Origin of the sequence: Microbulbifer pacificus (assembly GCF_002959965.1) — a bacterium.
GTDB classification, from domain to species: domain Bacteria; phylum Pseudomonadota; class Gammaproteobacteria; order Pseudomonadales; family Cellvibrionaceae; genus Microbulbifer; species Microbulbifer pacificus_A.
On record NZ_PREV01000027.1, the window covers coordinates 810,586 to 836,595 of the forward strand.

The following is a 26,010-nucleotide window of genomic DNA, read 5'->3' on the forward strand; positions in this document are numbered from 1 at the left end:
CGGTGACAAAACTGGACCTGCTGTTAAACGAGGTGCGCGCCTGCCGGCTGTGCGAAGCGCACTTGCCCCTCGGGCCGCACCCGGTCCTGAGTGCGGGACGCAGTGCCCGCCTGCTGATTATCGGCCAGGCGCCGGGTACCAGGGTACATGCCACGGGTATTCCGTGGAATGACCCCTCTGGTGATCGCCTGCGAGACTGGCTGCAGATAGACCGGGAAATTTTCTACGACGAATCCCGTATTGCCATCATGCCCATGGGCTTCTGCTATCCCGGGCGCGGCAAGGGCGGCGACCTGCCGCCACGCCCCGAGTGCGCGCCGACCTGGCATGCCCGTTTGCTTGCGGAAATGCCAAATATCCAGCTTACCCTGCTCATTGGTCAGTACGCCCAGCGCTACTATCTGCCCCGCCCTCTCTTTTCAAAGCGGGGCAGCATTAGCGAAAATGTTCACCACTTCGCCGATGCGCTACCACATGGCTTCTTTCCGTTGCCACACCCGAGCCCGAGGAACACCCTGTGGCTGAAACGCCGCCCGTGGTTTGATGAGCACGTGGTGCCGGCACTGCGCCAACGGGTTCACTCGATTTTGTAGGAGCTTGCTTGCAAGCAAGCTCCTACAAATAACTTAGGAAAAAATATGCAGGTTTCCGACAAGATCAAGATTCACCCCAGCTGGCTCTCGGTGCTGGAGCCTGAATTCAGCAAACACTACATGGCCGAGTTGCGTCAGTTTCTGCAGCAGGAAAAACAGGCGGGCAAGAGAATCTTTCCCCCGGGTGGGCAGATCTTCAATGCCTTCAATTCCACGCCGTTTGATCAGGTGAAGGTGGTCATTCTCGGTCAGGACCCATACCACGGTGCCGGGCAGGCGCACGGCCTGTGTTTTTCCGTGATGCCCGGCGTGCGTATTCCCCCCTCGTTGCAGAATATCTACAAGGAACTGCACTCGGATCTGGGCATTGTGCCGCCCAATCACGGCTGCCTGCAGCCGTGGGCGGAGCAGGGCGTGCTGTTGTTGAATGCCACGCTCACGGTGGAGGAGAGTAAAGCCGGAGCGCATCAGGGGCGCGGTTGGGAGCAGTTTACCGATGCCGCAGTACACGCGCTGGCAGAGCGGCGGGAGGGGCTGGTGTTCGTACTGTGGGGTAGTTACGCCCAGAAAAAGGGAAGTTTCATCGATCGCCGCAAGCACCTGGTGCTGCGGGGACCGCATCCCTCGCCGCTGTCGGCGCACCGCGGATTTTTCGGCACCAGGCCGTTTTCGCAGGCAAATGCCTACTTGCAGCAGCGTGGAGAGGCGCCCATCGACTGGGCGCTGCCTGCGGTATCCGAATTGCACCGGGTCGCGGTAGAGATTTGATTGTTCTTGTAGGCGCCTGCAAGCAGGCTCCTACAATAGGCCTTGGCGGGGATCAGGCCAGCGGATCGGCGTCCGCATCGTAAGGGAGTTCGAGCAACTCCAGTACACGGCCGTCGGCCAGTTGCAGGCTCTCGCCGTCGGCCACCTTGCTCTTGGTCAGTACCGCTAGCAATTCAATGTCATCACCTGTCATACAGGCTTGTACCAGGTTGCCGACACTTGACCCGCCTGCGGGAACAAAGATTTCTGCTCCGGGCTGCGGCAGCTCGCCACTGTCGATACGCGCACGGTACATGCGGCGTTTGGCAGCGCCGAGGTACTGCATGCGTGCTACCACTTCCTGCCCGGTGTAACAGCCTTTCTTGAAGCTCACGCCGCCCAGCAGATGCAGGTTTACCATCTGCGGAATGAACATTTCGCTGCTGCTCAGGTAAACCTGCGGCAGCCCCGCTTCGATCACTTGTTGTTGCCAGACGTGGTAGCTGCCGGGTGCGGGGCCGCTGCCCGCGAGCTTTAGCCAAAGGTCCGCAGCCTGCTCCAGTGGCAGCTGTACCACCACATTGCGCTCGCCGAAGCAGGCTGCAAGCGCGCGGTGGCCGTTATGATCGAAGCTGCGCAGTTGGCCGGGCACGAGATCCGTACTGCCGCCGTGGGACAGGCTCAGGAGCTGGCTGGCAGCGGCGCTTGCATCGCGACCGCAGAGGGCGAGCCAGTGCTGGCTGTCGCTCACGTCTTCAAGCTGGGTTTTGAAAAAGACCGCATATTTCTTCAGGGTCGTGAGGGCTGTGCTCACCAGATCCCGTGGCATCAGCAGAACAAATTCGGTCTGTGAGATTTTCAGGGCGTGGAACGCACTGATCATGCGACCCTTGGGGTTGCAGTGGCTGCCAAGGGTGAGGTGTTCGTCCGGCAGTTTTACCAGATCGCAGGTGAGCTGGCCCTGGAGGAATTTTTGGCTGTCGGGCCCGCTGACGGCGATGGCACCCATGGGGTTGAGGTCAATGAGTTGCAGTTCGGCACTGGAGGTGTCCCCATCTCGGGGGGGGAAGCCTGCCGCGCCATCCATCCACTGGGCGCCCTGGCTGCTGAGAAATTCCTGCCACTGCTGTTGATCCATGCTGAATTCGCCTTCATCGACCGCTTGTTGAAGTGGTGCAGTATCTGGGGTTTTGCGGCGGGATTTCAACTACCGCTATACTGCGCGCACTTTGCAACCGGCTATTGAGAAAAGAAGTATGGATCGCAACCGCCTGTTTTGGGCCAGCCGTCGCGGCATGTTGGAGCTGGACCTGGTGCTGCTGCCGTTTCTGGAGAATGTCTACGAAACGCTGTCGGATGATGACAAGCAGCGCTATATCCGCCTGTTGGACGAGCAGGATCAGGATCTGTTCGCCTGGTTCCTGCGCCGGGAAGATCCCGAAGACCCGGAGCTTCAGAAAATAGTGCAGATCATCCGTGACAACACCGGTCTGCAGGACTGATTCCACTCTGTCTTCCTCTCGCGAGGCTGCGATTCCGCTGGACGGAGTCTCCGGGGATTGCACAGGTGCCCGCGCTGAACGCAGTGCCCGGCTTGCCTGTGATTTCTCGTCTTCGCTCCTGCTGCGGAGTCTGCTTGGACTGGCAGCCGTTCAATCTTCAATCCTGCTCGTTCTTTCCCGGCTGCCATGGCTGGCGATAGGGTTTGCATTGCCCGTAATTGCCGTATTTACCTGGTGGGAGTGGCGTCGTCTCGATCGGTCGGTGGGGCGTTTATCGACCGCGGAAAGGCGCTGGTACTGGCAGGTGAAGGGCGGCGCAAAGCGTGAATTTCACTTTCGCGGTGAGCTGACGCTTTGGGGTTGGCTGGTGGTGATCAATGCCCGCGATCTGGAGGGGCGCCGGCTGCGGCTGGTTCTCAGTAGCGACGCGACCAGTGCCGACGACTGGCGCCGGTTACTGGTGGCGTTGCGCTACTCCCGATAAGTTCACGCGAAATTTCCGTCTGTTCAATCGGCGTCGATGAAATGCCGCTGGTTGGCGTAGTTTTCCGGCACCAGGATGGTGTCCATCGCTAATTCCCGCAATCCCGGATAGTCGAGCGAGTAGTGCAGGCCACGGCTCTCGCGGCGATCCAGTGCCGAGCGAATGATCAGTTCGGCCACTTTCGCCAGGTTGCGCAGTTCGATCAGGTCGCTGGTGATCTTGTAGTTGGCATAGAACTCCAGAATTTCCTGTTGCAGCAGTCGCACCCGGTGTTCCGCCCGTAGCAGGCGCTTGCGGGTGCGCACGATACCCACGTAGTCCCACATAAATCGGCGCAGTTCGTCCCAGTTGTGGGAGATCACCACGTCTTCATCGGAATCTGTCACGCGGGAGGCATCCCAGGCCAGTGCCGGGCGCGGCGGGGTGATTTTGTCCAGGGTACTGTCGATGTGTAAAGCCGCGGAGCGAGCGTAAACCACGCATTCCAGCAGCGAGTTGCTGGCCAGGCGATTGGCGCCGTGGAGACCGGTGAAGGTGGTTTCACCGATGGCGTAGAGTTGATCCAGATCGGTGCGCCCGTGTTGATCCACCATGACACCGCCACAGGTGTAGTGGGCGGCGGGTACCACCGGTATGGCTTCTTTGGTGATGTCGATGCCGTACTGCAGGCAGTTCTTGTAGACCGTGGGGAAGTGTTCGCGAACGAATTTCTCATCCTTGTGGGAAATGTCCAGATACACGCAATCGGCACCCAGGCGCTTCATCTCGTGGTCGATGGCACGGGCGACGATATCCCGCGGTGCCAGTTCGCCGCGCTTGTCGAAACGCTGCATGAAACGTTCGCCATTGGGCAGCTTGAGCTGCGCGCCTTCACCCCGCAGTGCTTCGGTAATCAGCATCGACTTGGCTTTGGGGTGGTAGAGGCAGGTGGGATGGAACTGGTTGAATTCCATGTTCGCCACCCGGCAGCCGGCGCGCCAGGCCATGGCGATGCCGTCGCCGCTGGCCCCGTCCGGGTTGCTGGTATAGAGGTAGGCTTTGGCGGCGCCGCCGGTGGCAAGGACTACCGCGCGCCCCTGAAATACCTCAACCTCTTCGGTATCCTTGTTGTAGACGTAACAGCCGGCGCAACGGAAGCGACCGGTAACGGGGTCGGGCTGGCGGATCAGATCAAGGGCGATATGGTGCTCGAAGCAGTCGATGTTTGGGGTATTGCGCGCGCGTTCGATCAGGGTGCTATGCACCGCGCGACCGGTGGCATCGGCGCTGTGGATGATGCGGCGGTGACTGTGGCCGCCCTCTTTGGTGAGGTGATAATCGCCAGCGCCTTCGCGGGTGAAGTCGACCCCCTGATTGATCAACCACTGGATGGCGTCGCGGCTGTTCTCTACCGTAAATCGTACGGCTTCCGGGTGGCAGAGTCCCGCCCCCGCATCTAATGTATCGGCTATGTGTGCGTCTACTGAGTCGGTCTCATCCAGCACGCCGGCGATGCCACCCTGGGCAAACCAGGTGGAGCCGTCCTGCAGGCGCTGCTTGGACAGCAGTGCCACACGGTGGCGGGTGGCCAGATGCAGGGCCAGGGTGAGACCTGCGGCGCCACTGCCGATAACGAGAACATTGTAGTTGTTCAAGGGGCTCTGAACCTCTTTGCTGGTAGAGTTTTATTCGAGTCGGAGGGCGCGTAGTATACGCCATCTTCAAAAATTACCGATTTGTCAGGAACTTATGACCGAAACGGGTTGTCTTCGACACAACAGAATAATCCTGTGCCCCGGGCGATTGCGCGCCGGGACCGCGGTTGGGAGTAGGGGATGACAGGTCATCAGGCGTCGCCGAGTGATCAACAGCTGGTAGAGCGGGTTCAGAAGGGCGACAAGCGCGCTTTTGATCTGCTGGTGCTCAAATATCAGCACAAAATCGCTGCGGTGGTCAGCCGTTATATCAACGACCACGCCGAAGTGAATGATGTGGTACAGGAAGCCTTTATCAAGGCTTACCGGGCGCTGGCGAATTTCCGTGGAGAGAGCGCCTTTTATACCTGGATGTACCGCATCGCCATCAATACCGCGAAAAATTACCTGGTGTCCCGCAGTCGCCGTCCGCCGTCCTACGATGTGGATCTCGAAGACGCCGAATTCTACTCCGGTGCCGAGATGTTGCGGGATAACGATACCCCGGAAAACCAGCTGTTCCGCGATCAGCTTGAGGCCACCGTGCACCGCGCCATCCGCGAGTTGCCGGAAGACCTGCGCTCTGCGGTTACCCTGCGGGAGCTGGAGGGGCTGAGTTACGAGGAGATCGCCGAGGTCATGGGTTGCCCGGTGGGCACCGTGCGCTCGCGGATCTTTCGTGCCCGCGAGTCCATCGACCGGGCGGTTCAGGCGGCAATGGCCGGGGAGCCGGAACCGGTGGGGGGACGCGGGTAATTTCGCCGGTGTGCACTTTATTTGCTCATCGTTTGGTCATATTTGTTCTGTCTGGGAGTCGAGTGGGAGTTTGTCGGTCTAACCAGTAGCGGTGACCGGAACGACAGGTAATTTTTTTGCGTAATTCACACAAAATTTGCCTGCCGGGTAAAACTTTTCCGTTAGAAGCCTGTCTCATTTACCAACAGACAGGGTGCGGTAACGGCGCCCGGTGACAGCACCTATAGAATTGCACTGAAAGAGGGTTGACCCGTATGTCTCACGGGAATCATCAGCAGCGTTTGGATGAATCGCTATCGGCATTGATGGATGGCGAGGCCAGTGAACTGGAAGTCCAGCGCCTGCTCAAAGAAAGTGATGCCTCCGGCGGCGATCTCGGTCAGCGCTGGTCGCGCTACCAGCTGGCCGCCAGTGTGATGCGTGGCGAAAAGGTCGCGCCGGTGAACCTGGGATTGGCGGCAAGCATTTCAGCGGCCATTGCCGACGAACTACCGCTGACCGCGTCTGCGGAGCCGCAGGCGGCGAATGACGCCAGCGCGATCCACAGTCGCTGGTGGCGCCCGCTGTCGCGCGGCGCGGTGGCGGCTACTGTGGCATTTGCGGCGGTGCTCGGCGTACAGCAGATGCAGGCGCCGCAGATGGGTGGCGATGAGCTGGTTGCCGAGATAGAACGCCCCGCGCAGCAGCCGGTGCAGTCCGTACCACAGCCCAGCGGGTTCCTGGTGCCGACACTGAATACCCGTTCCGTGAGTACCAATCCCCAGTTGGTTCCCGAGCAGCGAATTGGTGGTATGGGTGTTTCACCTCAGGTGCAGGTGGTGCCGTCCCCCGAGTTGATGCGTCACCTCAACCGGGTGATGATGGAGCACTCTGAGCAGGCGGCCCGTGTGGGCAGTCAGGGAATGGTCCCCTTTGCTCGCGCTACCTATGGAGAGCGCCCGCCGGAATGACGGTGATGTGATGGGTGGTAATGGAGCGTGTCCTGCCATTCGGTTGTATTGCCAGCATATGTCGACTTTGAATAAAGAATGATCATGGCAAAAGATTTTTCCCTCCTCACTCTGAAAGCCAACAGTTCCCTGTTGGCTTTTTTGCTGTTTGCCAGTCCTCTGCTGCCTGTGGCTGTTGCCCAGGAGGCGGATACTCCACAGGCTGAGGCGCCGGAGGCAGTCCCGGGAACTGGGTCCGCTCCGCAAAATCCGGGGGGGGCGGCTCCCGCAGAATCCCGGGTCGCCCCACCGACTGGCGATGCAGAAATTCAGGCCTTGCTGGGCAAGCTGGCCAATGCGGTGGCAAACCTCGAGTACCGCGGCCTTGTGACCTTCGAGCACATGGGGGTGATGGAGACCCTGGAGGTGGTGCACGGCATTCGCAATGGAGAGCCGGTGGAGCGTATCCGCTTTCTGACCGGGGCTCCCCGGGAGATGGTGAGCCGCGGACACGACGCCCAGTGCCGCCGCGATGGCAGCCCGCTGTCCCGCGCGGGCTTGTGGAGCAATATGGGTTTGCAGAATGTGCAGAACAATTACCAGTTTCTACAGCGCGGTGAAGAGCGTATTGCCGATCGCGAGGCCGTGGTACTGGAGGCGCGCCCGCGGGACGCGCACCGTTTCGGCCTGGTGGTCAGTGTCGACCGTGAAACCGGCCTGCCGCTGAAGTCACTGCTGGTGGCGCCTGCCGGGCGTGTGCTGGAGCGTTTTCAGTTTGTGGAGCTGGATCTGACGGCTATTGATGACAGTGAACTGCAGCCGCACTCCGCGTCCGCGCGAGAAAGCGAGGGCACAGGCCACTGCGGCAGTTTGGTGAGCCGCTGGCAGATGGGGTGGGTGCCGAGCGGCTTCAAGGCGGTGGCGGCGCGCGAGCTGGCGGATGGGGAAATGCAGGTGTTCAGTGATGGTCTGAGTGCATTTACGGTGTTCGTACAGAAGCTCGGTCCCAGTATGAATTACCGGGGACGTGCGGTACGTGGTGCCACAGTGGCTTACATGGATCATATCGAAGTCAATGATGAGCATTACACGGTGACAGTGGTCGGGGAGATCCCCGACAATACCGCGCAACTGGTGGCCAAGGCGGTAAAGACTCCACGGTGAGTGTGGCTAAGTTGCAGTGATACCAGATTTTCGGATAGCGACAGTATTCAGGCGATGATTGAAGAGCGCGGCAGGGTAGTGGCCCTGGATGATACCGGTATCTGGGTGGAGACCGTGCAGCGCAGCAGCTGTCACGGCTGCGCCGCCAAGTCCGGCTGTGGTACTGGCTTGCTGGGTGATTTCTGGAGCCGCGCCTCCCAGGTGCGCGTTGCCGTATCGCCGCAGGCGCATGCCAGCGTCCAGCTGCACGACACGGTGGTGATCGGTATCGCAGAGAATACCCTTGCCAGCAGCGCCCTGATCGTTTACCTGCTGCCTCTGGCCGCTCTGGTGCTGGGTGCGCTCGCCGGACAGTCGCTTGGCACTGAAATCATGGCCATTCTGGGGGCCGCTGCCGGTCTGATATTCGGGGCGTTGGCCATTCGCCTATACAGCCATCTCAATCGCGCAAACCCTGCACTGGTCCCGGTATTCTTGCGTCTGGAACGAGAAGGTTCCTGTTCCACCATTCCAGTGACGGAAACCCGCTGAGCGGGTGGTTACCCTTCTTCCCCCTTTGTTTTCGAATATCTTTCTACACTGAGAGCATGTTGCATTCCCGTTCGTCTGAGCGGGGGCGCTATTCAATTGTGGAGAGCTCGAATGACGGAAACGGATGCCAGTTGCGATGGGTGTGGCAGCTTCGAAGCGCGTTGTTATGCCGAGAGCTGGCCTCTGCGGACGGCGTTTGTGATATCCCGCGGGTCGCGTACCGAGGCCCAGGTGGTAGTGGTGGAGGTTTCAGCAGGGGGGGTAACCGGCGTTGGCGAGTGCACGCCATATCCTCGCTATGGCGAAAGTGTCGAATCGGTACTCGCAGAGATCTCGTCGGTGTTGCCGTCCCTCCGCTCGGGGCTTACGCGAGCGCAATTGCAGCAGGCACTGCCGGCCGGTGCCGCGCGCAACGCCGTTGACTGCGCGCTGGCCGATTGGGAGCAGCAACGGGCGGGCAATGTCGACTCCGGGCATGCATGGTTGCCTACGGTACAGACCCTGGTGATTGCTGCTCCCGATGCCATGGCTGAAGCGGCGCGCGTTGCTGCTGGTCGCGGTGTGACGGTGCTGAAGCTAAAGCTTGACCGCCATCAGGTATTGGAGCGGGTAGCGGCGGTGCGCAGCGCCGCTCCCGAATGCCAACTGGTGATTGATGCCAACGAGGCCTGGGGTGCTGAGGGATTGCCCGATCTGTGCGATGCCCTTGCGCGGCAGGGGGTGGCGATGCTGGAGCAGCCGTTACCCGCTGGAGATGATGAACTACTGGCGACCTTTCCCCATCCACTGCCCATATGTGCCGATGAGAGTTGCCACACCCGTGCGGACCTGCCGCGTCTTGTTGGGCGATACGACATGCTGAATATCAAGTTGGACAAGACCGGTGGTCTTCGGGAGGCGCTGGCACTGGCGGAAGAGGGAAAAGCCCGGGGATTTGAGCTCATGCTGGGATGTATGCTGTGCACATCCCGCGCGATTCGGGCGGCCTGGCCGCTGGGGCCGTCTGCGCGCTTTGTGGATCTCGATGGGCCCACCTGGCTGGCGAAAGATGTGGACCCGCTTCGGTTTGAGGGGGGGCGGGTCTACTGGACAGACAAGCGTGGTGGAGAGGGAGGATGATCAGGGCGTGTAGCACAGCAGTTCGATCATCGCAGTCAGATAGCGTTCGCTCGCCGCGTCGGCGGAAATGGGTGGATACTCCAGAGTGATACACGCGTATTTCTGCTCTTCGCACCAGGTACCGAAGGAGCCTGGTGTCTTGTAGCCGAGATCAGTGACCAATGGCAGTTCCATACGCTCCGCCAGCCAGTGTCCCAGAGGGCTCTGCAGTGGATCATCCACGCAGGCGAGTGGATCGTGAATGGACACCAGCCACGCGGGTTTGAGCGTCTTTATCAGACGGCACAGTGCCCGGGTTTCCGGCTCTGAACTGGGCTCGTCGCCTGTGAACAGGGAGACATCGCGCTCATCGGCAGCGCTGTTCCAGCGGTACACGGTGCCATCGGCCTTCCAGTTGACCGTGGCGAAATTGCGGTTCAGGTCCACCCCGTTGGCATTGGCGCGGGTTCCCAGCTGGCAGCCGTCGGGATTGGCCGCCAGAATGACGTGATGACGCAGTTGCCCCGGCCCCAGCGAGCGCAGTGCACAGGAGAGTGTGACCACGGCGGCCACCTCGTCTCCGTGCGTACCGGCAAGTACCATGCCCGTGTGTTCATCTTGCACCTCTGCCGGGAAGTAGAGCAGCGGTGCCCCCAGTACAGACTGACCATACTGCAGCCTCTGGTGCTGAAACAGGCCTCTTTCGGTACGGGGGCGCAGGGACGGCCTGTGGCTTGGCGGTGATGGGGCTAGTTGCTGGCGCTGTGGATTCGTCATCTGCGGTGATGCCATTAAGTCCTTAACACTGTTTTACACTGGATTGTGAGAACTTTTCCGCGATTTTTCCGACTAACGGACTGTTGCAAGTGGGCTGGAGATTACTCGGCTCTCTTCGTGGCGCCGATTGCTTAATGAATTGAGTGATGGTAACGCTGATTGATAACCATCCCGGGGGCAATTCGGAACACACTTTTTTTCATATTAGTAAAAGGGCTTATCACGGGTGGCAAATATGGTTGCACGCTGTACGCAGTTTTTGCTCGCTTTCTGTCTCCTTGTTTCCGCGGCGGCCAACGCTCGCGGATTTCCGGAGCTGACCGATCTCATTGAACAGAATTCTCCCGCTGTGGTGAAAATCAATACAATGGAAAATGCTCGCGTGACGCGGAATTCCGTTCCTCCGCAGTACCAGCAGGAAATTCCGGATATTTTTCGTCACCTGCTGGAGCCCCGCGAGCGCCAACAGCGCCCGGTGGCCAGTATGGGTTCCGGCTTCATCATTTCCAGTGATGGCTATGTCGTCACGAATAACCATGTGGTCGACGGTGCCGACGAAGTCAGGGTCACCCTGACCGACCGCCGCGAATACGACGCCAAAGTGATTGGTACCGATCCCCGCTCGGATCTGGCGCTGATCAAGGTGGACGCGAACGACCTGCCCACGGTGCGCTGGGGTGACTCCGAAAAAATGAAAGTGGGCGAATGGGTGGTGGCCATTGGCTCCCCGTTCGGCCTGGATTACTCAGCCAGCGCCGGTATCGTAAGCGCCATGGGCCGCAGTATTCCCAATGAAAGCCGCGAGAACTATGTACCGTTTATCCAGACGGATGTGGCCATCAACCCAGGTAACTCTGGCGGCCCCCTGTTCAACCTGAACGGTGAAGTGGTGGGTATCAATTCCCAGATTTACACCCGCAGCGGCGGTTCCATAGGCCTTTCCTTTGCTATCCCCTCGAGCCTTGCCCAGGACGTGGTCGCCCAGTTGAGAGAAAAAGGGCGCGTGGATCGCGGCTGGCTTGGCGTGGGTATCCAGGATGTGGATCGCAAACTGGCAATTGCCATGGGGCTCAACAAGCCGGCCGGTGCCCTGGTGGGGCAGCTGGAGGCGGGTTCTCCTGCGGCTCAGGCAGGTATTCAGGTGGGTGACATCATCATGCACTTCGATGGGCAGAAAATCCTGATGCCCGGTGATCTGCCGCATGTGGTCGGTCAGACTCGCCCGGGTGCCGAAGTGCCGGTAGTTCTCATGCGGGAAGGCAAAGAGCGCAGGCTCAAGGTGCGCGTGGGTGCACTTCCGGGAGATGACGATGGTCAGCAGCAAGCCAGCAATGCGCCCGCGACCACCGATATTGGCGGGCGTCTGGGGCTGGCAGTGGATGAAATCCCCGACGGGCTCAAACAGCGCCTTGGTGTGGAAACCGGCGTGCTGGTGAAACAGGTAGTACCCGGCAAGGCTGGAGCCAATGCCGGCCTGCGCAGCGGCGATATCATTGCCCAGCTCGGTTTCGATCAGGTCGAGTCGCTGAGCGACTACGAGAAAATCGTGAAAAAGCTGCCGAAGGGCGAGCTGCTGCCAATTCGCTTTTTCCGCGGTGGTCAGCCCACCTTCCGTACCATCCAGATCGACGAGGATTGAGTGTGAGTTGAACGCCGGAGGGCAGGCGGTGGCCACGCCGCCAAGCCCGCTGAAGGTATGGAGCCCCGCACTGACGGGGCGCCACGCTGACTGGATGCACTTTTCCTGCAACCTGTTAGACTTGCGCCCACAACGCGGCCCGGTCCGCTCATTAACTCGCTGATTTTTAAAAGGTTTTGTCCTCGCAGTGGCCACTGATCTCTCCCATATCCGCAATTTTTCCATCATTGCTCACATCGACCACGGGAAATCCACCCTCGCAGACCGCTTTATTCAGGTGTGCGGTGGCCTGAGCGACCGCGAGATGGCCGCCCAGGTACTCGATAGCATGGATATCGAGCGGGAGCGGGGTATTACCATCAAGGCCCAGAGTGTGACGCTGGACTACACCGCTCGCGACGGCAAAACTTACCAGCTGAACTTTATTGATACACCGGGGCACGTGGACTTTTCCTATGAAGTGTCGCGCTCACTGGCGGCCTGTGAAGGCGCTCTGCTGGTAGTGGATGCCGCCCAGGGCGTTGAGGCTCAGTCCGTGGCCAACTGCTATACCGCCATTGAACAGGGCCTGGAAGTGATCCCGGTTCTGAACAAGATGGATCTGCCGCAGGCGGAGCCAGAGCGTGTGGCGCAGGAAATTGAAGATATCATCGGCATTGATGCGACCAACGCCACCCGCTGCAGTGCCAAATCCGGTCTCGGCATCGAGGATGCGCTCGAAGATCTGGTACGTCTGGTACCCGCCCCGGAAGGGGACGTGGATGCACCACTGCAGGCACTGATCATTGATTCATGGTTCGATTCCTACCTCGGGGTGGTGTCGCTGGTGCGGGTCAAGCACGGCACGCTGCGGGTCAAGGACAAGATTGTCACCAAGTCCATCAACCGTGCGCATGTCGTGGACAATGTCGGCGTATTCACGCCTAAGCGCAAGGAAACCGGCGTACTACGCGCTGGTGAGGTGGGTTTCGTGGTGGCCGGTATCAAGGATATCCATGGCGCGCCGGTGGGGGATACCCTGACGCACGCCAAGGGCGCCGAGGACGTGCCCATGTTGCCGGGCTTCAAAAAGGTGAAGCCGCAGGTGTACGCCGGCCTGTTCCCGGTCAGTTCCGACGACTACGAGGCCTTCCGGGATGCGCTGGACAAACTGTCGCTGAACGATGCCTCCCTGTTTTATGAGCCCGAGTCTTCCGATGCCCTGGGATTCGGCTTCCGCTGCGGCTTCCTCGGTATGCTGCACATGGAAATCATTCAGGAGCGACTGGAGCGCGAGTACGATCTCGATCTGATCACTACCGCGCCGACCGTAGTCTACGAAGTGTTGATGAACGACGGTTCCATCGTCTACGTGGACAACCCCTCGCGCCTGCCGGAACTCGGTTCCATTGAGGAAATGCGCGAGCCTATCGCCGAGGCCAACATTCTGGTTCCGCAGGATTATCTGGGTAACGTGATTACCCTGTGTATCGAAAAGCGCGGCGTCCAGAAAGACATGCAGTATGTGGGGGGGCAGGTATCTCTGCGCTACGAGCTGCCCATGAGTGAGGTGGTGATGGATTTCTTCGATCGCCTCAAGTCGGTGAGCCGCGGTTTTGCCTCGCTGGATTACAGCTTTGTGCGTTTTGACCCGGCAAAACTTGTCCGCCTTGATATTCTCATCAATGGTGATCGGGTGGATGCTCTGGCGGTAATCCTGCACCGCGACAATGCGCAGAGCCGCGGGCGTGCGATCGCGGAAAAAATGAAAGATCTTATTCCGCGGCAGATGTTTGATGTGGCCATCCAGGCGGCCATTGGTGGTTCCGTTATTGCCCGTACGACGGTGAAGGCGTTGCGCAAGAACGTAACCGCGAAATGCTATGGTGGTGACGTTACCCGGAAGAAGAAACTGCTCGAGAAGCAGAAGGCCGGTAAGCGCCGTATGAAACAGCTCGGCCGGGTGGAAGTGCCCCAGGACGCGTTCCTCGCGGTGCTCAAGGTCGACAGTTGACGCGCAGACGGGCCAATCAACAGATAAAAACCAGTCAGAAAGAGACGTTTGAATGGATATCAATTTCCCCCTTATTTTGCTGTTGCTGGTCGTGGCGACAGGGGCAATCTGGCTGTTTGATGCACTGTTTCTGGCACGCGGGCGCAAGGCTTTGGCGGCCAAAGGGCAGCGCCAGCCCGAGCCTGTGTTGGTGGAATATGCGAAGTCGTTTTTTCCGGTGCTGGCCATCGTCTTTGTTCTGCGCTCTTTTCTGGTAGAGCCTTTCCAGATTCCGTCCGCGTCCATGGATCCGACGCTGGAGGTGGGTGATTTCATCCTGGTAAACAAGTTTGCCTATGGTCTGCGCCTGCCGGTTTCCCGCACCAAAGTGCTGGGGATTGGCGAGCCCAAGCGCGGTGATGTCATGGTGTTTTTCCCCCCACATATGAATGACACCTACTACATCAAGCGGGTTATCGGCCTGCCGGGGGATGAAATTCGGGTGGTAAACAACCAGCTGTATATCAATGGTGAACCGGCACCACAGGAGTTGATTCAGGCGCTGCCGCCTGGGAATCCTCAGAAAGAATTCCTGTGGGAAGAGATTGATGGCCACCGCCACCTGATGGCCAAGCACGTCGCACCCACCCGCTACAGTAATATCCGCACCGTCACTGTGCCTGAAGGCCACTACTTCATGATGGGGGACAATCGTGACAACAGTCTCGACAGTCGTGAGTGGGGCTTCGTGCCGGAGAAAGACATCGTCGGTAAGGCCTTTGCAATCTGGATGCATTGGGACAAACTACTGAGCCTGCCCAGTTTTGACCGGGTAGGTGGCATTGAGTAGTGAGCATCGAATAGGACGCGGTGCATGCAGCCGAGTGCTGGAACCAGGGACGGCCGTCATTTATTAGAAAGATAACACGGTGGCAGAAGATGGCTTTACGACACCTTTCCAGTGGGCGTCTGTTGCAGGCGCAACGGGGTATGAGTTATTGGGGTTGGCTGTTTGTGATTGCGGTGTTTGGCTTTGGCCTTACCATCGTATCCAAATTGGGGCCGGCCTATATCGACGCGCATTTTGTGGAAGAGGGGCTGCAGTCCCTGTCGCAGAACAGCGGTATCCGCGAAATGAGCAATACCGAGATCAAGCGCGAACTGGACCGCTTCTTCACCATCAATAACGTGCGCGGTGAACCCACTCAAGCGGTAAAAATCATCCGCGGTGCTGACAGTACCCTCGTCAGCATCAATTACGAACTGCGCCAGCCACTGTTCCACAATGTGGATGTGGTGATGAAGTTCGACAAGCAGCTCAATACCGCCAAGCCGGAATTGTGTTGCGAACCCTTGGTAGACATCGAGCAGTTCCGCCGCCGCGAAGACTGAGTGCCCCGGTACTCACAGCGAATGGTGGGTGCTCACAGCGAAAGATGACAGACTTACGGTGACAGACCTTTTACTTCAACGACTCTGCGGTCGCCTCGGCCATCAGTTTGGCCGAGGGGAGCTGCTCTCTCTGGCTCTTACCCATCGCTCCCATGGAAGCCGCAACAACGAGCGACTGGAATTCCTCGGCGACTCCATTCTCGGGTTTACCATCAGTGCCGCGCTGTTTGAAAAGTTCCCCGATGGCCGCGAAGGCCAGATGAGCCGCCTGCGTGCGCAGTTGGTGAGCGGCGAGACCCTGGCCAAACTGGCAAAGGAGCTCGAGCTTGGCGAGTGCCTGCGACTCGGTGAGGGGGAGATGAAAAGTGGCGGCCACCGCCGCGCCTCGATTCTTGCGGACGCGGTAGAGGCCATTATCGGTGCCATATATCTGGATGCTGGCCTTGAAGCGGCGCGCGCACGGGTACTCGCCTGGTTTGCCCCGCGTCTGGAGAGCCTCTCGCTGGAAACGGCGAAAGACCCGAAAACCCGTCTGCAGGAGTGGCTGCAGGCACGCCAGAAACCACTGCCGGAATATACGGTAGTGGAGGTCGGGGGGGAGGAACACTCCCAGGAATTTGTGGTGGAGTGCCGGGTGGCCGGTCTGAAAGCGCCGGTGCGAGGCACCGCCAGCAACCGGCGTGCAGCGGAGAAAGCCGCCGCCACCGAAGCCTATGCTCGACTGACCGGGCAGGGCTGACTCTATAATCCGCTTCGATACCCAACGTTACTGCCTGACCGGTGCTCCAGTGTGGACGCCGGCTGCCCCGGAGATCTTCCTTGAGCGAATCTACACACCCATCGGCCAGTTCACCTGACAGCCCGTCTACCCGCTGCGGATATGTGGCTATCGTGGGTCGACCGAATGTGGGTAAGTCCACCCTGTTGAACCACATTCTCGGTCAGAAAATCTGTATTACGTCGCGCAAGCCGCAGACGACCCGCCACAATATGCTCGGTATCAAGACCGAGGGGGCAAACCAGATCATCTTCGTGGACACCCCCGGGCTGCATGCGGGGGAAGACAAGGCCATCAATCGCTATATGAATCGCGCGGCCATCAGTTCGACACGCGATGTGGATGTGGTGGTCTTCGTAGTAGAGCGCGCGCGCTGGACCGAGGGCGACGAGCTGGTGGCGCAGAAGCTGCAGGGGCTCAAGTGCCCGCTGATTATCGCAGTCAACAAGGTGGATCAACTGGACGACAAGGGTGATCTGTTGCCCCAGTTGCAGGCTCTCTCCGACCGCTTCCCCCACGCGGAAATCGTTCCCCTCTCGGCGTTGCGCTCAACCAATCTGGAATCCCTGGAAAAAGTGATCGTCGAGCGACTGCCCGAAGGTGTGCACTTCTATGAAGAAGACCAGATTACCGACCGCAGCTCGCGCTTTCTCGCCGCAGAAATTGTGCGTGAGAAGGTGATGCGTCAATTGGGTGCGGAGATTCCCTATGCGGTTACGGTGGAAGTGGAAGAGTTTGCGCAGCAGGGCAATATCCTGCATATCAGTGCCGCGATTCTGGTTGAGCGCGATGGACAGAAGCGCATCCTGATCGGTACCAAGGGGGAGCGCATCAAACAGATCGGCCAGGCGGCGCGGCTGGATATGGAAAAGCTGTTTGACAGCAAAGTGATGCTGAACCTGTGGGTAAAGGTCAAATCCGGCTGGTCCGATGACGAGCGCGCGCTGCGCAGTCTCGGCTATATCGATAAACAGTAACTGTTCTTTTCACCGTGCAGCAGCTGCCCCCGCAACCGGCCTATATCCTGCATTCACGGCCATTTCGGGATACCAGTCTGATTCTGGAGTTACTGACGCCCGACTACGGGCGCCTTGCCTGTATCGCCAAGGGTGCGCGCCGCGACAAGCAGCGCCGCCAACGCGCCCTGCAACCCTTTGCCCCATTACTGGTGACTCTGCTGGGGCGCCATGACTTGAAAACACTGGGTCCGGTAGAAAATGCCGGTCAATCACTGTGGTTGAAAGGGCGTGCAGTGTACGCAGGACTTTACGTGAATGAGCTGCTGGTGCGTCTGCTTCCGGAAGGGGAAGCGCAACTGTCGGTGTTCGCGGCTTACCAGACGTTATTGGCCCGACTTGCGACGTTGGAAGGCGATGAGGGTGGGGCGAAAAGCGCGGCATTGGAGTGGCCCCTGCGCCGCTTTGAGTTACAGCTACTGCAGGCGCTCGGCAGCTGCCCCGAGCTGGATTTCAGCCCGCTGGAAAACGGGCCGATACGCGCCGACATCGTATATCGTCTGACCGCGGAAGAGGGATTTACACCGGTGCATTTGCCCCCGGGTGCCCTGTTGCGCGCTGATGATTTTTGGGGAGCGGATTTACTGGCCCTGAAATCTCTGCTGTTGGCAGATGAAGGAGAATGTACTGCGCCAGAGACCTGTGGGCGCAGCGGGGGCGAAGTGCTTAGCGCCGCAAAACGCCTTTGCCGGTTGATTCTATCCCCCATGCTGGGCAACCGCCCATTGAAAAGCCGCGAGCTGTTTCGCCAAGTGTACGGTGTCCCCTGACTGGCCGCCAGCGTCAGAGGGAGTGTTCCTCCTCACCGATGTTACCGTGACTGGTGCCGGAATCGTCGATTTGTTCCAGCCCGAACAGCGTATCCAGGTCCTGATCCGACGCCCAGTCCCGCAGATTGCGAATCTCCTTGCGTACCAGTTCATAGGCGCTCTCGTAGTTTTCCACGTCGACTTCTGCCTGTTCCTGTACCGGTCGCAGCAGTTCCTGTAACTGTCCCGTGGCGGATCGCAGCCGCAATACCCCGCAATAGCAACAGCCTCCGTGGAGGCGGTGGACTTCTTCAAACAGTCCCTTGTGATTCCGTTGTGCGAACAGTCTGGCCAGCTCCTGCTCGTCCTCATGCAATCCTTTCAGCAGCATGCGCAAAAGGTCGCGGGCGAGCCCGGGATCCTGGTTGGCAAGGTTCAGGCTTTCACTGATATCCACCAGGCGCGGCGCTACCGCGGGGGATATGGTGAATCCCGTGTCGGCACTGTTCACATCCATCCAGCGTTTCACTGTGTGGGTGAGCTGAACTTCACTCACAGGTTTGCTGAGGTAATCGTCGAGGCCCGCACTCAGAAGTCGCGACTTTTCCTCGGTGCCCACATGGGCAGTGAGGGCAATGATCGGAGTGCGGCGGCCGGACTCCTGCTCGCGAATTTTGCGTGTGGTGGCAATGCCGTCCATATCCGGCATCTGGATATCCATAAAAATCATGTCGAAGTACTGGTCGCGCCATAGCGTCAGAGCTTCGGTGCCACTCGCAGCCACCACCGCTTCGATATTCTGCGTGCGCAACAGTTCGCTCATCAGCAGGCGGTTGGCTTCGTTGTCGTCCACGGCCAGTACCCTCGGCTTTGCCGGCCAAGGCAACACTGGATAGGTGCCGGTCTGCGGGCGCGGCTGCACCTGATTGGGCACAACCCGTTTGAGTGCCCGCAGCAGTCCCTCGCGGCTCACTGGTTTGCCGAGGAATGCCAGTACGCGGGTGCGAAGCGCATCGTAACAGCGGCGCAGATCAACCGGCGATCCCTGAATCACCACCCGACACTGATAGGTGTCCACCAATTGCTGCACCGTGGCGATGAAATTGTCGAAATTTCCAGCGGCGATCGCCGTGTCGATGATCAGAGCGTCAGGCAGGGCGTCGTGACGCCACATCTGCTCGATCGCGGGCACCAGATTCTGGCCATCGCAGTGCTCCTGGGGTAGTACCTGCCAATGGGTGAGTTGCTGGTATATCTGCTGACGGGTCATGGGGTTGGGGTCAACCAGTAATATCCGGCAGCCGGGGAACTGTTCCCTGGTGATGACGGCGCGGTTGCGATCGATGGTCAGCGGCAGTTGTATCCAGTAATTGCAACCGCCCTGTTCGTTGTTCTCGAGTTCCAGCTCGCCGCCCATGGACTGCACCAGGCTACGGGCGATACTGAGCCCCATGCCGTTATTTGATGACTGCTGTTGTTGTGGGCTGCTATTGAGCAACTGGCGCAGCTCACGGCGCCCCTGTTCATCGCAGCGGGCCCCGTTATCGACAATGCTGATCTGTACTGTCAGCTCGGACTCTTTGCCACTTTGAACCGCAATGCGCACCGGAATACTGCCGTTTTCCGAGCAGCGGATCGCGGTACTTACCAGATTGGTGAGGATCTGCTTGATGCGCAGAGGGTCGCCGATCTGTGATGGCGGCAGTTGTGGGTCTACAAATGGCACCAGTTCCAGATTGTGTTCGTAGCCGTAGGGGGCGAGGATCTGCAGCGTTTCTTCCAGCACCTGCCCCAGATTCATGGGGCTGTGATCCAGCACCAGGTTACCGGATTCAATGCGGGAGAAATCCAGAATGTCATTGATGGTCGTCAGCAGACTTTCGGAGGACCGCAGGATGGTTTGCAGGTAATCCTGCTGTAGCTGGTCCACCTCGGTTTTCAGTAGCAGGTTGGTAAATCCGATAATGCCGTTCAATGGCGTGCGGATTTCGTGGCTGGTATTGGCGAGGAACGTGGATTTGATCCGGCTGTTTTCCACGGCTTTCTTGCGTGCGAGCTCAAGCTCGATGTTCTGCTCTTCCATCGCATCCAGCGACTGGCGCAGGTCCTCCATGGATTGGTGCAGCCCGTCCTGGTAGTCCCGCTGGTACTCCGCCAGATTGCCAGTCATCAGATTGATTTCTTCCGTCAGCTGTGCGAGTTCCAGATTGCGCGAACTCGCGACACGGGTGGCAAACTTGCCCTGACCCACCGAACGCAGCGCATCTTTGATTCGCTCAAGGCTTCTGACGGCACGCTCCGAGAGCACCATCGCCCACACCAGGGCAATCAGTGCGCACACAATCAGGCCGACAAGACCGACCAGCGCCACCTGATAGGTACCGACGAGAAAATAAGGGCGATGCAGCTCGATGGCCAGCCAGCAGTTTGTACCCTCGCCGCGCAGTGGTTGCAGTACCTGCAGGCTGTTCAGATCTTCATACACATGGGCCTGTTTACCGCGCAACTGGTCTGCGGTGAAACTGGTACGAGGGCGCGGTCCGACGCTGGAAATCAGCTTGAATGCCTCCTGACCCGCCTCATTGCGGTCAGCGCGATACAGCTGTACGGAGCGGATCATGTCCCGTTCCAGCATCAGTACCATCAGGCTTTTGTCGAGCCAGCGGATGCGCTCCTCGAAGGAGTGGCCTTCACTCAGGTGGATCAGTTCAACCAGCTGTTCGGCGCTGGCGCGACCGTGGCTGAGGAGCAGGTCACGACGGTCGTTCATTTGTTGCAGGGTAAACAGGAGGGCCAGCAGCAGTGACAGAATCAGTGCTGGTGCCATGATGTAGCGGAACAGAATCGCGCGCAGGGAATAGCGGCGGCCGTGGCTACGGCGCGAACTGGCGCGACTCTGGCGGCGCCCGGAGAGCGGCGCCTGTGTTTGCGCCGATTCGCCGCTGGTGAGCACGGCGGGCTCAGAGCGGCGCTCTGCTTGCAACTGGGGAGCTTGGGCCATGAGGGTAACGTTGCTGTGTTATTTTTGTCCGATTCTACCCCTGCTGGCCACAGAAGCCACCCCAAATTCGCGTACGCCAGTACGGTTTATACCGGCGGTGGGCAAGGCGAGTTCGCAGCAACGGCAGCGGGGGGGTAGAATGTGCGCCCGCACAAGCCGATGGATCCGAAGCTGACTATGGAATATCCGACGATTGCCGATTGTATAGGCAATACGCCCCTGGTGCGTTTACAGCGACTACAGGGAAATAGCTCCAACACCATTCTGCTCAAGCTGGAAGGCAACAATCCGGCGGGTTCGGTAAAAGACCGCCCGGCACTGTCGATGATCAGCCGCGCGGAGGCGCGGGGCCAGATTCGCCCCGGAGATACGCTGATCGAAGCCACCAGTGGCAATACCGGTATTGCCCTGGCCATGGCCGCCGCGATCAAGGGTTACCGTTTGATTCTGATCATGCCGGCGAGTGCGACAGAAGAACGCAAGGCTTCCATGGCGGCCTACGGTGCTGAGCTGATACTGGTCAGTGCGGAACAGGGTATGGAGGGGGCGCGGGATCTGGCATTGCAAATGCAGGCGGAGGGCAGAGGACTGGTGTTGGATCAGTTTTCCAATTCCGACAACCCCACGGCCCATATCGAAACGACGGGTCCGGAAATCTGGCGACAGACGGGGGGAGAGATCACCCATTTCGTGTCCTCCATGGGGACTACCGGCACCATTATGGGCTGTGGTCGCTACCTGAAACAGCAGAACCCGGAAATCCAGATCATTGGTTTGCAGCCCACAGAAGGGTCCGCGATTCCCGGCATCCGCCGTTGGCCCCAGGCTTACCTGCCGAAAATATTCGTTCCCGAAGAAGTGGACCGGGTGATGGATATCAGTCAGCAGGAAGCCGAAGCCATGACCCGGCGACTGGCGCGAGAGGAGGGTATTTTCTGTGGTGTGTCCTCCGGTGGTGCGGTTGCAGGTGCCCTGAGAATCTCCGCTGAGGTGCGGAATGCCACCATCGTCGCCATCATCTGTGACCGCGGCGATCGCTATCTCTCTTCCGGGCTGTTCAACCCCGAGGTACCGGCGTAGCGAACGCCAGAGAACAAACACGACATCACGTATATTCTGACCGCGAGTTAAGACATTGGTACAAGTCAGAAAAAACTATCCGCGACTGGCAGACGGCACCCTGGACCGGGAAACCTGGCTGCGCCACATTCAGGCGTTGGCGAAGCTGGACGGCGGCGCACTGGTCACACTCCGCAAAGCCATCGAGATGAGCGAGCAGGCGGAGCAGAAAGCCATCGAGGCGGAAAACATATGGGCCGAAGGGACCAGCAGTTTTCTTACCGGCCTCGAAATGGTGGAAATTCTCGCGGACCTGCAGATTGATGGCGAAGCGCTGTGCGCCGCCATGCTCTACCGCGCGGTGCGGGAAAAACGCCTACCCCTCAAATCTGTTGAGGAGGAAATGGGCGAGACCATCGCCAAGCTGATTCGCGGCGTGTTGCAGATGGCGGTCATCCGCAATCGCAGTGCGGATACCGGTGTCGAAAACCAGAGTGGTGCGGTGGAAGAGCACTCGGAAAATATCCGTCGCATGCTGGTCGCGCTGGTGGACGATGTGCGTGTGGCACTGATCAAGCTGGCCGAACGCACCTGCGCAATTCGTGCGGCCAAAAACGCACCGGAAGCCAAGCGTCGCCGGGTGGCCAGAGAGGTGGCCGACGTTTACGCACCGCTGGCACACCGCCTGGGTATTGGCCATATCAAATGGGAGCTTGAGGATCTCTCCTTCCGCTACCTCGAACCCGACGACTACATGCAGATTGCCCGTCTCCTGGACGAAAAGCGTCTGGCGCGGCAGGACTATATCGACAATGTGCTTCAGCTCCTGCGCAGCGAGCTGGAAAAAGCCGAGATCGAAGGCGAAGTATTTGGTCGGGCCAAGCATATCTACAGCATCTGGCGAAAGATGCGCCGCAAGAACATCGGTTTTTCCCAGGTGTATGACATCCGCGCCGTGCGTATTCTGGTGCCCACCGTGCGGGACTGTTATGCGGTACTGGGCATCGTGCACAACCTGTGGCGCAACATCCCCAACGAGTTCGACGATTACATCGCCTCACCCAAGGGCAATGGCTACCGCTCGCTGCACACCGCGGTGATCGGTCCCGACCGCAAGGTGCTCGAAGTGCAGATCCGCACCTTCGCCATGCATGAAGAGGCGGAATACGGGGTGTGTGCGCACTGGCGCTACAAGGGCACGGACAAAAAATCCGGCCAGCTCGACGGGCAGGATGGTTACGAGCAGAAAATTGCCTGGCTGCGTCAGGTGCTCGACTGGCACGAAGAGGTGGGTGGTAACCCGCTGCAGGAGGATCTGCAGGCCAGCGATGTGGATACCCGCATCTATGTATTCACCCCGGATGGTCACGTGGTGGACTTGCCGAAAGGGGCGACGCCGCTGGACTTTGCCTACAAAATCCATACGGAAATTGGCCACCGCTGTCGCGGCGCCAAGGTGGACGGCCGCATCGTGCCGCTAAACCACGAGCTGCAGACCGCGAACCAGGTGGAAATTCTCACCGGCAAACGCGAGGCGCCCAGCCGTGACTGGATCTCCCGCAGCATGGGGTATATCAATACGTCGCGCGCGCGGGCCAAAGTCATCCACTGGTTCAAAATGCAGGCGCGGGACCAGAACGTGGCTGAAGGGCGGACCATTCTCGACAGCGAATTCAAACAGCTGGCACTGGCGGATTTCGATTTCGAGAAACTCGCGAAAAAACTCAACATGCATTCACTGGACGATCTCTATGCCGCGGTCGGTGCCGGTGATATCGGCGTGGGGCAGGTGCTGAATGCCGCCCAGCGCATGGTGAAGGTCGAACAGGGAGAGCCTGTACTTTCCCTCACCGCGCCGGTTGCCCGGGAAGGGCAGACAGATGTCTATATCGATGGTGTCGGCAATCTGTTGACCCATATCGCGCGCTGCTGCAACCCCGTGCCGGGGGACGACATCATGGGCTATATCACCCTTGGACGCGGAGTGTCCATCCACCGTAAAGACTGCGCCAATATGCTGCGCATGCAGTCGGAGGAGCCGGAGCGTATTCTCAAGGTGGAATGGGCCGAAAAGCCCACTGAAGTGTATTCGGTCGAGATCATGGTTGAGGCCTACGATCGACACGGTCTGTTGCGCGATGTAACCACCATGCTGGACAGTCAGCGGATCAATATTACCGCCATGCAAACCCGTTCCAACAAGCACAAGCACACGGTGGATATGGTAATTACCGCGGAGATCCACAATTTCGAGGAACTCAGCCATGTGTTGCACCGTATCAATCAGCTACCCAACGTGGCATCCGCGAAACGGCGGATTTTGCATTAACCCGTAATGGCTAACAGGCAGAACCGATGACACAGCCATATAGCGTAGAAGACCTGCAATATTTGATGTCGCAACTGCGCGATCCCGAAAGCGGTTGCCCGTGGGATCTGAAGCAGACGTTTGCCACCATCGTGCCCTCCACCATTGAAGAGGCCTATGAGGTAGCGGAGGCCATCGAGCGGGAAGATTTCACGCATCTGCGGGAAGAGCTGGGAGATCTCCTGTTTCAGGTCATCTTTTATGCGCAGCTCGGCCGCGAGCAGGGACACTTCGATTTCTCCGGCATTGTTGACACTCTGGTGCGCAAGCTGGTGCGGCGTCATCCCCATGTGTTCCCCTCCGGAGATCTGTATGGCGATAATCGGAGTGTCGACATCGACGAAGAGCAGATCAAAGCCAATTGGGAAGCGACCAAGGCGGCAGAGCGTGAGTCCAAAGGTGAGCGCGGCACCCTCGGTGGGGTGGCCTCGGGCCTGCCGGCCCTGACCCGCGCGGCTAAGCTGCAAAAGCGTGCCGCCCAGGTGGGGTTCGACTGGCCGGCAGTCGACGGCGTTCTGGAAAAGGTGGCGGAGGAACTCCAGGAGCTGCGCGAAGCAATTACCTCCGGCGATACGGCACATGCCCGCGAAGAGCTGGGTGACCTGTTGTTTTCCTGTGTCAACGTGGCGCGACACCTGAGTGTCGATCCGGAAACGGCATTGCGTCAGTGCAATCGCAAATTCGAGCGCCGTTTCGGCGAGGTGGAAAGCGCGCTCAGACTGCGCAACCAGCAACCCTCCGATGTGTCGCTGGAGGAGCTGGACCGGCTCTGGGAAGCGGCAAAAAGCTCGGAGGAATCGTGATTCCCGGGTTGCTCTGCAGGAACGGATCAGACGCTAATCCGTATTGATTGGGCAATAAAACCTGAGTTTTGTAGAAAAATTACCGAATTCGGCCTGACCACTTACGGACTTGTTCTGCCTTGGGGCAAAGTGTAAGGTAGCGCTCTTTTTATCACTGGGGCAACTTTGCTCCGGGTATGATCTGGAGATTATCTGATTATGCGAATCATACTTCTGGGCGCGCCGGGCGCCGGAAAGGGCACCCAGGCTCAATTCATCACCGAGAAGTTTGGAATTCCTCAGATTTCTACCGGAGACATGCTGCGAGCCGCAGTCAAGGCGGGTACGCCGCTGGGTTTGCAGGCCAAGGATGTGATGGCCGCGGGCAAACTGGTAAGCGACGATCTGATCATTGCCCTGGTAAAAGAGCGTATTGCCCAGGCGGACTGCGCCAACGGCTTCCTGTTCGACGGTTTTCCCCGCACCATTCCCCAGGCGCAGGCCCTGCTGGACGCGGATGTGGCAATTGACCATGTACTGGAAATTGCTGTAGATGACGAGGAAATCGTCAAGCGTCTCTCTGGTCGCCGGGTGCACGAAGGTTCTGGCCGCGTCTATCACCTGGTGTACAACCCGCCGAAAAACGAAGGTGTGGATGATGTGACCGGTGAAGCGCTGGTACAGCGTGTGGATGACAGCGAAGAAACCGTGCGCAACCGGCTCTCTGTTTATCATGAGCAGACCGAGCCTCTCGTGGGTTTCTACCGCGAACTGGCTCAGCGCGCGCCAGAGACTGCCCCGAAGTACAGCAAGGTTGAGGGTGTTGGTTCCATGGATCAGATCCGTGAAAAAGTGATCTCCGCATTGAGCTGATACCGCAGCCATCGGCAGAGATAAGAGAAAAGGCTCCTCCGGGAGCCTTTTTCTTTGGCGCGCTGGCCGCGCTACTGTTCATGTTTGTCTGGCTGTTTGTTACGTCGATAAATACTTTTACGCCGGA

24 protein-coding genes are annotated in these 26,010 nt (G+C 59.1%); 20 read left to right on the forward strand and 4 right to left on the reverse strand.

Going from position 1 to position 26,010, the window contains the following annotated elements; all coding sequences use genetic code 11:
• The first annotated feature begins 2 nt into the window (after window positions 1–2).
• Together C3938_RS14180 and ung are read left to right on the forward strand one after the other, a co-directional pair.
• A complete protein-coding gene (locus C3938_RS14180; RefSeq protein WP_105103901.1) occupies window positions 3–593 on the forward strand; it encodes a uracil-DNA glycosylase family protein in 591 nt (196 codons plus the stop codon).
• Between the two features lie 45 nt (window positions 594–638).
• Window positions 639–1,361, forward strand: a complete 723-nt coding sequence (gene ung / locus C3938_RS14185; protein WP_105103902.1) for a uracil-DNA glycosylase — start codon at window positions 639–641, stop codon at window positions 1,359–1,361.
• Window positions 1,362–1,413: 52 nt separating this feature from the next.
• Here ung and C3938_RS14190 read toward each other — a convergent pair whose 3' ends face one another.
• Window positions 1,414–2,478, reverse strand: coding sequence for a YgfZ/GcvT domain-containing protein (locus tag C3938_RS14190; protein WP_105104546.1), 1,065 nt, complete (start codon window positions 2,476–2,478; stop codon window positions 1,414–1,416).
• A 118-nt stretch (window positions 2,479–2,596) separates the two neighbouring features.
• Between C3938_RS14190 and C3938_RS14195 the strand changes: the two genes are divergently transcribed.
• Entirely contained in the window at window positions 2,597–2,842 is a 246-nt protein-coding gene (locus C3938_RS14195; RefSeq protein WP_105103903.1) for a succinate dehydrogenase assembly factor 2, read from the forward strand.
• A complete protein-coding gene (locus tag C3938_RS18340) occupies window positions 2,817–3,326 on the forward strand; it encodes a protein YgfX (RefSeq protein ID WP_325027399.1) in 510 nt (169 codons plus the stop codon). The genes C3938_RS14195 and C3938_RS18340 overlap by 26 nt, the downstream gene beginning before the upstream one ends.
• 23 nt (window positions 3,327–3,349) lie before the next feature.
• On the opposite strand, the gene nadB is transcribed toward C3938_RS18340, so the two are convergent.
• Window positions 3,350–4,960, reverse strand: a complete 1,611-nt coding sequence (nadB, locus tag C3938_RS14205; RefSeq protein ID WP_105103905.1) for an L-aspartate oxidase — start codon at window positions 4,958–4,960, stop codon at window positions 3,350–3,352.
• 180 nt (window positions 4,961–5,140) lie between these two features.
• On the opposite strand from nadB, the gene rpoE reads away from it, so the two are divergent.
• From rpoE to ycjG, 5 genes are all read left to right on the forward strand, one after another.
• On the forward strand, window positions 5,141–5,755 hold the full coding sequence (rpoE, locus tag C3938_RS14210; RefSeq protein ID WP_105103906.1) for an RNA polymerase sigma factor RpoE: 615 nt from the start codon (window positions 5,141–5,143) through the stop codon (window positions 5,753–5,755).
• Between the two features lie 254 nt (window positions 5,756–6,009).
• Complete coding sequence (locus tag C3938_RS14215) at window positions 6,010–6,705, forward strand: sigma-E factor negative regulatory protein (protein WP_105103907.1); 696 nt, start codon at window positions 6,010–6,012, stop codon at window positions 6,703–6,705.
• Between the two features lie 84 nt (window positions 6,706–6,789).
• Window positions 6,790–7,848: a MucB/RseB C-terminal domain-containing protein gene (locus tag C3938_RS14220; protein ID WP_158681709.1), complete on the forward strand. Its 1,059-nt coding sequence runs from the start codon at window positions 6,790–6,792 to the stop codon at window positions 7,846–7,848.
• A 54-nt stretch (window positions 7,849–7,902) separates the two neighbouring features.
• Window positions 7,903–8,379 (forward strand): SoxR reducing system RseC family protein, encoded by a 477-nt coding sequence (locus tag C3938_RS14225; protein ID WP_105103909.1) that lies wholly within the window; start codon window positions 7,903–7,905, stop codon window positions 8,377–8,379.
• A 111-nt stretch (window positions 8,380–8,490) separates the two neighbouring features.
• Window positions 8,491–9,498 (forward strand): L-Ala-D/L-Glu epimerase, encoded by a 1,008-nt coding sequence (ycjG, locus tag C3938_RS14230; RefSeq protein ID WP_105103910.1) that lies wholly within the window; start codon window positions 8,491–8,493, stop codon window positions 9,496–9,498.
• On the opposite strand, the gene mpaA is transcribed toward ycjG, so the two are convergent.
• Window positions 9,499–10,269, reverse strand: a complete 771-nt coding sequence (gene mpaA / locus C3938_RS14235; protein WP_105103911.1) for a murein tripeptide amidase MpaA — start codon at window positions 10,267–10,269, stop codon at window positions 9,499–9,501.
• 220 nt (window positions 10,270–10,489) lie between these two features.
• On the opposite strand from mpaA, the gene C3938_RS14240 reads away from it, so the two are divergent.
• The 7 genes from C3938_RS14240 to recO all read left to right on the forward strand — a co-directional run bounded on the left by C3938_RS14240 (window position 10,490) and on the right by recO (window position 17,821).
• Window positions 10,490–11,893 carry a DegQ family serine endoprotease gene (locus tag C3938_RS14240; RefSeq protein WP_105103912.1) on the forward strand — a complete coding sequence of 468 codons (1,404 nt, stop codon included), beginning with the start codon at window positions 10,490–10,492 and terminating at the stop codon, window positions 11,891–11,893.
• 187 nt (window positions 11,894–12,080) lie between these two features.
• Window positions 12,081–13,886, forward strand: a complete 1,806-nt coding sequence (gene lepA / locus C3938_RS14245; RefSeq protein ID WP_105103913.1) for a translation elongation factor 4 — start codon at window positions 12,081–12,083, stop codon at window positions 13,884–13,886.
• 52 nt (window positions 13,887–13,938) lie between these two features.
• Complete coding sequence (lepB, locus tag C3938_RS14250; RefSeq protein ID WP_105103914.1) at window positions 13,939–14,715, forward strand: signal peptidase I; 777 nt, start codon at window positions 13,939–13,941, stop codon at window positions 14,713–14,715.
• Window positions 14,716–14,804: 89 nt separating this feature from the next.
• The gene (locus C3938_RS14255; RefSeq protein ID WP_105103915.1) at window positions 14,805–15,257 is read left to right on the forward strand and encodes a DUF4845 domain-containing protein; all 453 of its coding nucleotides are present in this window, start codon (window positions 14,805–14,807) and stop codon (window positions 15,255–15,257) included.
• 58 nt (window positions 15,258–15,315) lie between these two features.
• Complete coding sequence (gene rnc, locus C3938_RS14260) at window positions 15,316–15,996, forward strand: ribonuclease III (protein ID WP_105103916.1); 681 nt, start codon at window positions 15,316–15,318, stop codon at window positions 15,994–15,996.
• A gap of 80 nt (window positions 15,997–16,076) precedes the next feature.
• Window positions 16,077–17,012 carry a GTPase Era gene (era, locus tag C3938_RS14265; protein WP_105103917.1) on the forward strand — a complete coding sequence of 312 codons (936 nt, stop codon included), beginning with the start codon at window positions 16,077–16,079 and terminating at the stop codon, window positions 17,010–17,012.
• A gap of 14 nt (window positions 17,013–17,026) precedes the next feature.
• Entirely contained in the window at window positions 17,027–17,821 is a 795-nt protein-coding gene (gene recO / locus C3938_RS14270; RefSeq protein WP_233998930.1) for a DNA repair protein RecO, read from the forward strand.
• Between the two features lie 13 nt (window positions 17,822–17,834).
• On the opposite strand, the gene C3938_RS14275 is transcribed toward recO, so the two are convergent.
• Window positions 17,835–20,801: a response regulator gene (locus C3938_RS14275; RefSeq protein WP_233998931.1), complete on the reverse strand. Its 2,967-nt coding sequence runs from the start codon at window positions 20,799–20,801 to the stop codon at window positions 17,835–17,837.
• A gap of 171 nt (window positions 20,802–20,972) precedes the next feature.
• Between C3938_RS14275 and cysM the strand changes: the two genes are divergently transcribed.
• The 4 genes from cysM to adk all read left to right on the forward strand — a co-directional run bounded on the left by cysM (window position 20,973) and on the right by adk (window position 25,883).
• Window positions 20,973–21,881, forward strand: coding sequence for a cysteine synthase CysM (gene cysM, locus C3938_RS14280; RefSeq protein ID WP_325027411.1), 909 nt, complete (start codon window positions 20,973–20,975; stop codon window positions 21,879–21,881).
• 55 nt (window positions 21,882–21,936) lie between these two features.
• Entirely contained in the window at window positions 21,937–24,189 is a 2,253-nt protein-coding gene (gene relA, locus C3938_RS14285; protein WP_105103918.1) for a GTP diphosphokinase, read from the forward strand.
• A gap of 26 nt (window positions 24,190–24,215) precedes the next feature.
• Window positions 24,216–25,031 carry a nucleoside triphosphate pyrophosphohydrolase gene (gene mazG, locus C3938_RS14290; protein ID WP_105103919.1) on the forward strand — a complete coding sequence of 272 codons (816 nt, stop codon included), beginning with the start codon at window positions 24,216–24,218 and terminating at the stop codon, window positions 25,029–25,031.
• A gap of 198 nt (window positions 25,032–25,229) precedes the next feature.
• Entirely contained in the window at window positions 25,230–25,883 is a 654-nt protein-coding gene (gene adk, locus C3938_RS14295) for an adenylate kinase (protein ID WP_105103920.1), read from the forward strand.
• Window positions 25,884–26,010: the final 127 nt, after the last annotated feature.

Coding starts and splice junctions, on each gene's coding strand:
- ung (WP_105103902.1), top strand. CDS start 639: ATGCAGGTTTCCGACAAGATCAAGATTCACCCCAGCTGGCTCTCGGTG.
- C3938_RS14190 (WP_105104546.1), bottom strand. CDS start 2,478: ATGGATCAACAGCAGTGGCAGGAATTTCTCAGCAGCCAGGGCGCCCAG.
- C3938_RS14195 (WP_105103903.1), top strand. CDS start 2,597: ATGGATCGCAACCGCCTGTTTTGGGCCAGCCGTCGCGGCATGTTGGAG.
- rpoE (WP_105103906.1), top strand. CDS start 5,141: ATGACAGGTCATCAGGCGTCGCCGAGTGATCAACAGCTGGTAGAGCGG.
- C3938_RS14215 (WP_105103907.1), top strand. CDS start 6,010: ATGTCTCACGGGAATCATCAGCAGCGTTTGGATGAATCGCTATCGGCA.
- C3938_RS14220 (WP_158681709.1), top strand. CDS start 6,790: ATGGCAAAAGATTTTTCCCTCCTCACTCTGAAAGCCAACAGTTCCCTG.
- C3938_RS14225 (WP_105103909.1), top strand. CDS start 7,903: ATGATTGAAGAGCGCGGCAGGGTAGTGGCCCTGGATGATACCGGTATC.
- ycjG (WP_105103910.1), top strand. CDS start 8,491: ATGACGGAAACGGATGCCAGTTGCGATGGGTGTGGCAGCTTCGAAGCG.
- mpaA (WP_105103911.1), bottom strand. CDS start 10,269: ATGGCATCACCGCAGATGACGAATCCACAGCGCCAGCAACTAGCCCCA.
- C3938_RS14240 (WP_105103912.1), top strand. CDS start 10,490: ATGGTTGCACGCTGTACGCAGTTTTTGCTCGCTTTCTGTCTCCTTGTT.
- lepB (WP_105103914.1), top strand. CDS start 13,939: ATGGATATCAATTTCCCCCTTATTTTGCTGTTGCTGGTCGTGGCGACA.
- C3938_RS14255 (WP_105103915.1), top strand. CDS start 14,805: ATGGCTTTACGACACCTTTCCAGTGGGCGTCTGTTGCAGGCGCAACGG.
- C3938_RS14275 (WP_233998931.1), bottom strand. CDS start 20,801: ATGGCCCAAGCTCCCCAGTTGCAAGCAGAGCGCCGCTCTGAGCCCGCC.
- mazG (WP_105103919.1), top strand. CDS start 24,216: ATGACACAGCCATATAGCGTAGAAGACCTGCAATATTTGATGTCGCAA.
- adk (WP_105103920.1), top strand. CDS start 25,230: ATGCGAATCATACTTCTGGGCGCGCCGGGCGCCGGAAAGGGCACCCAG.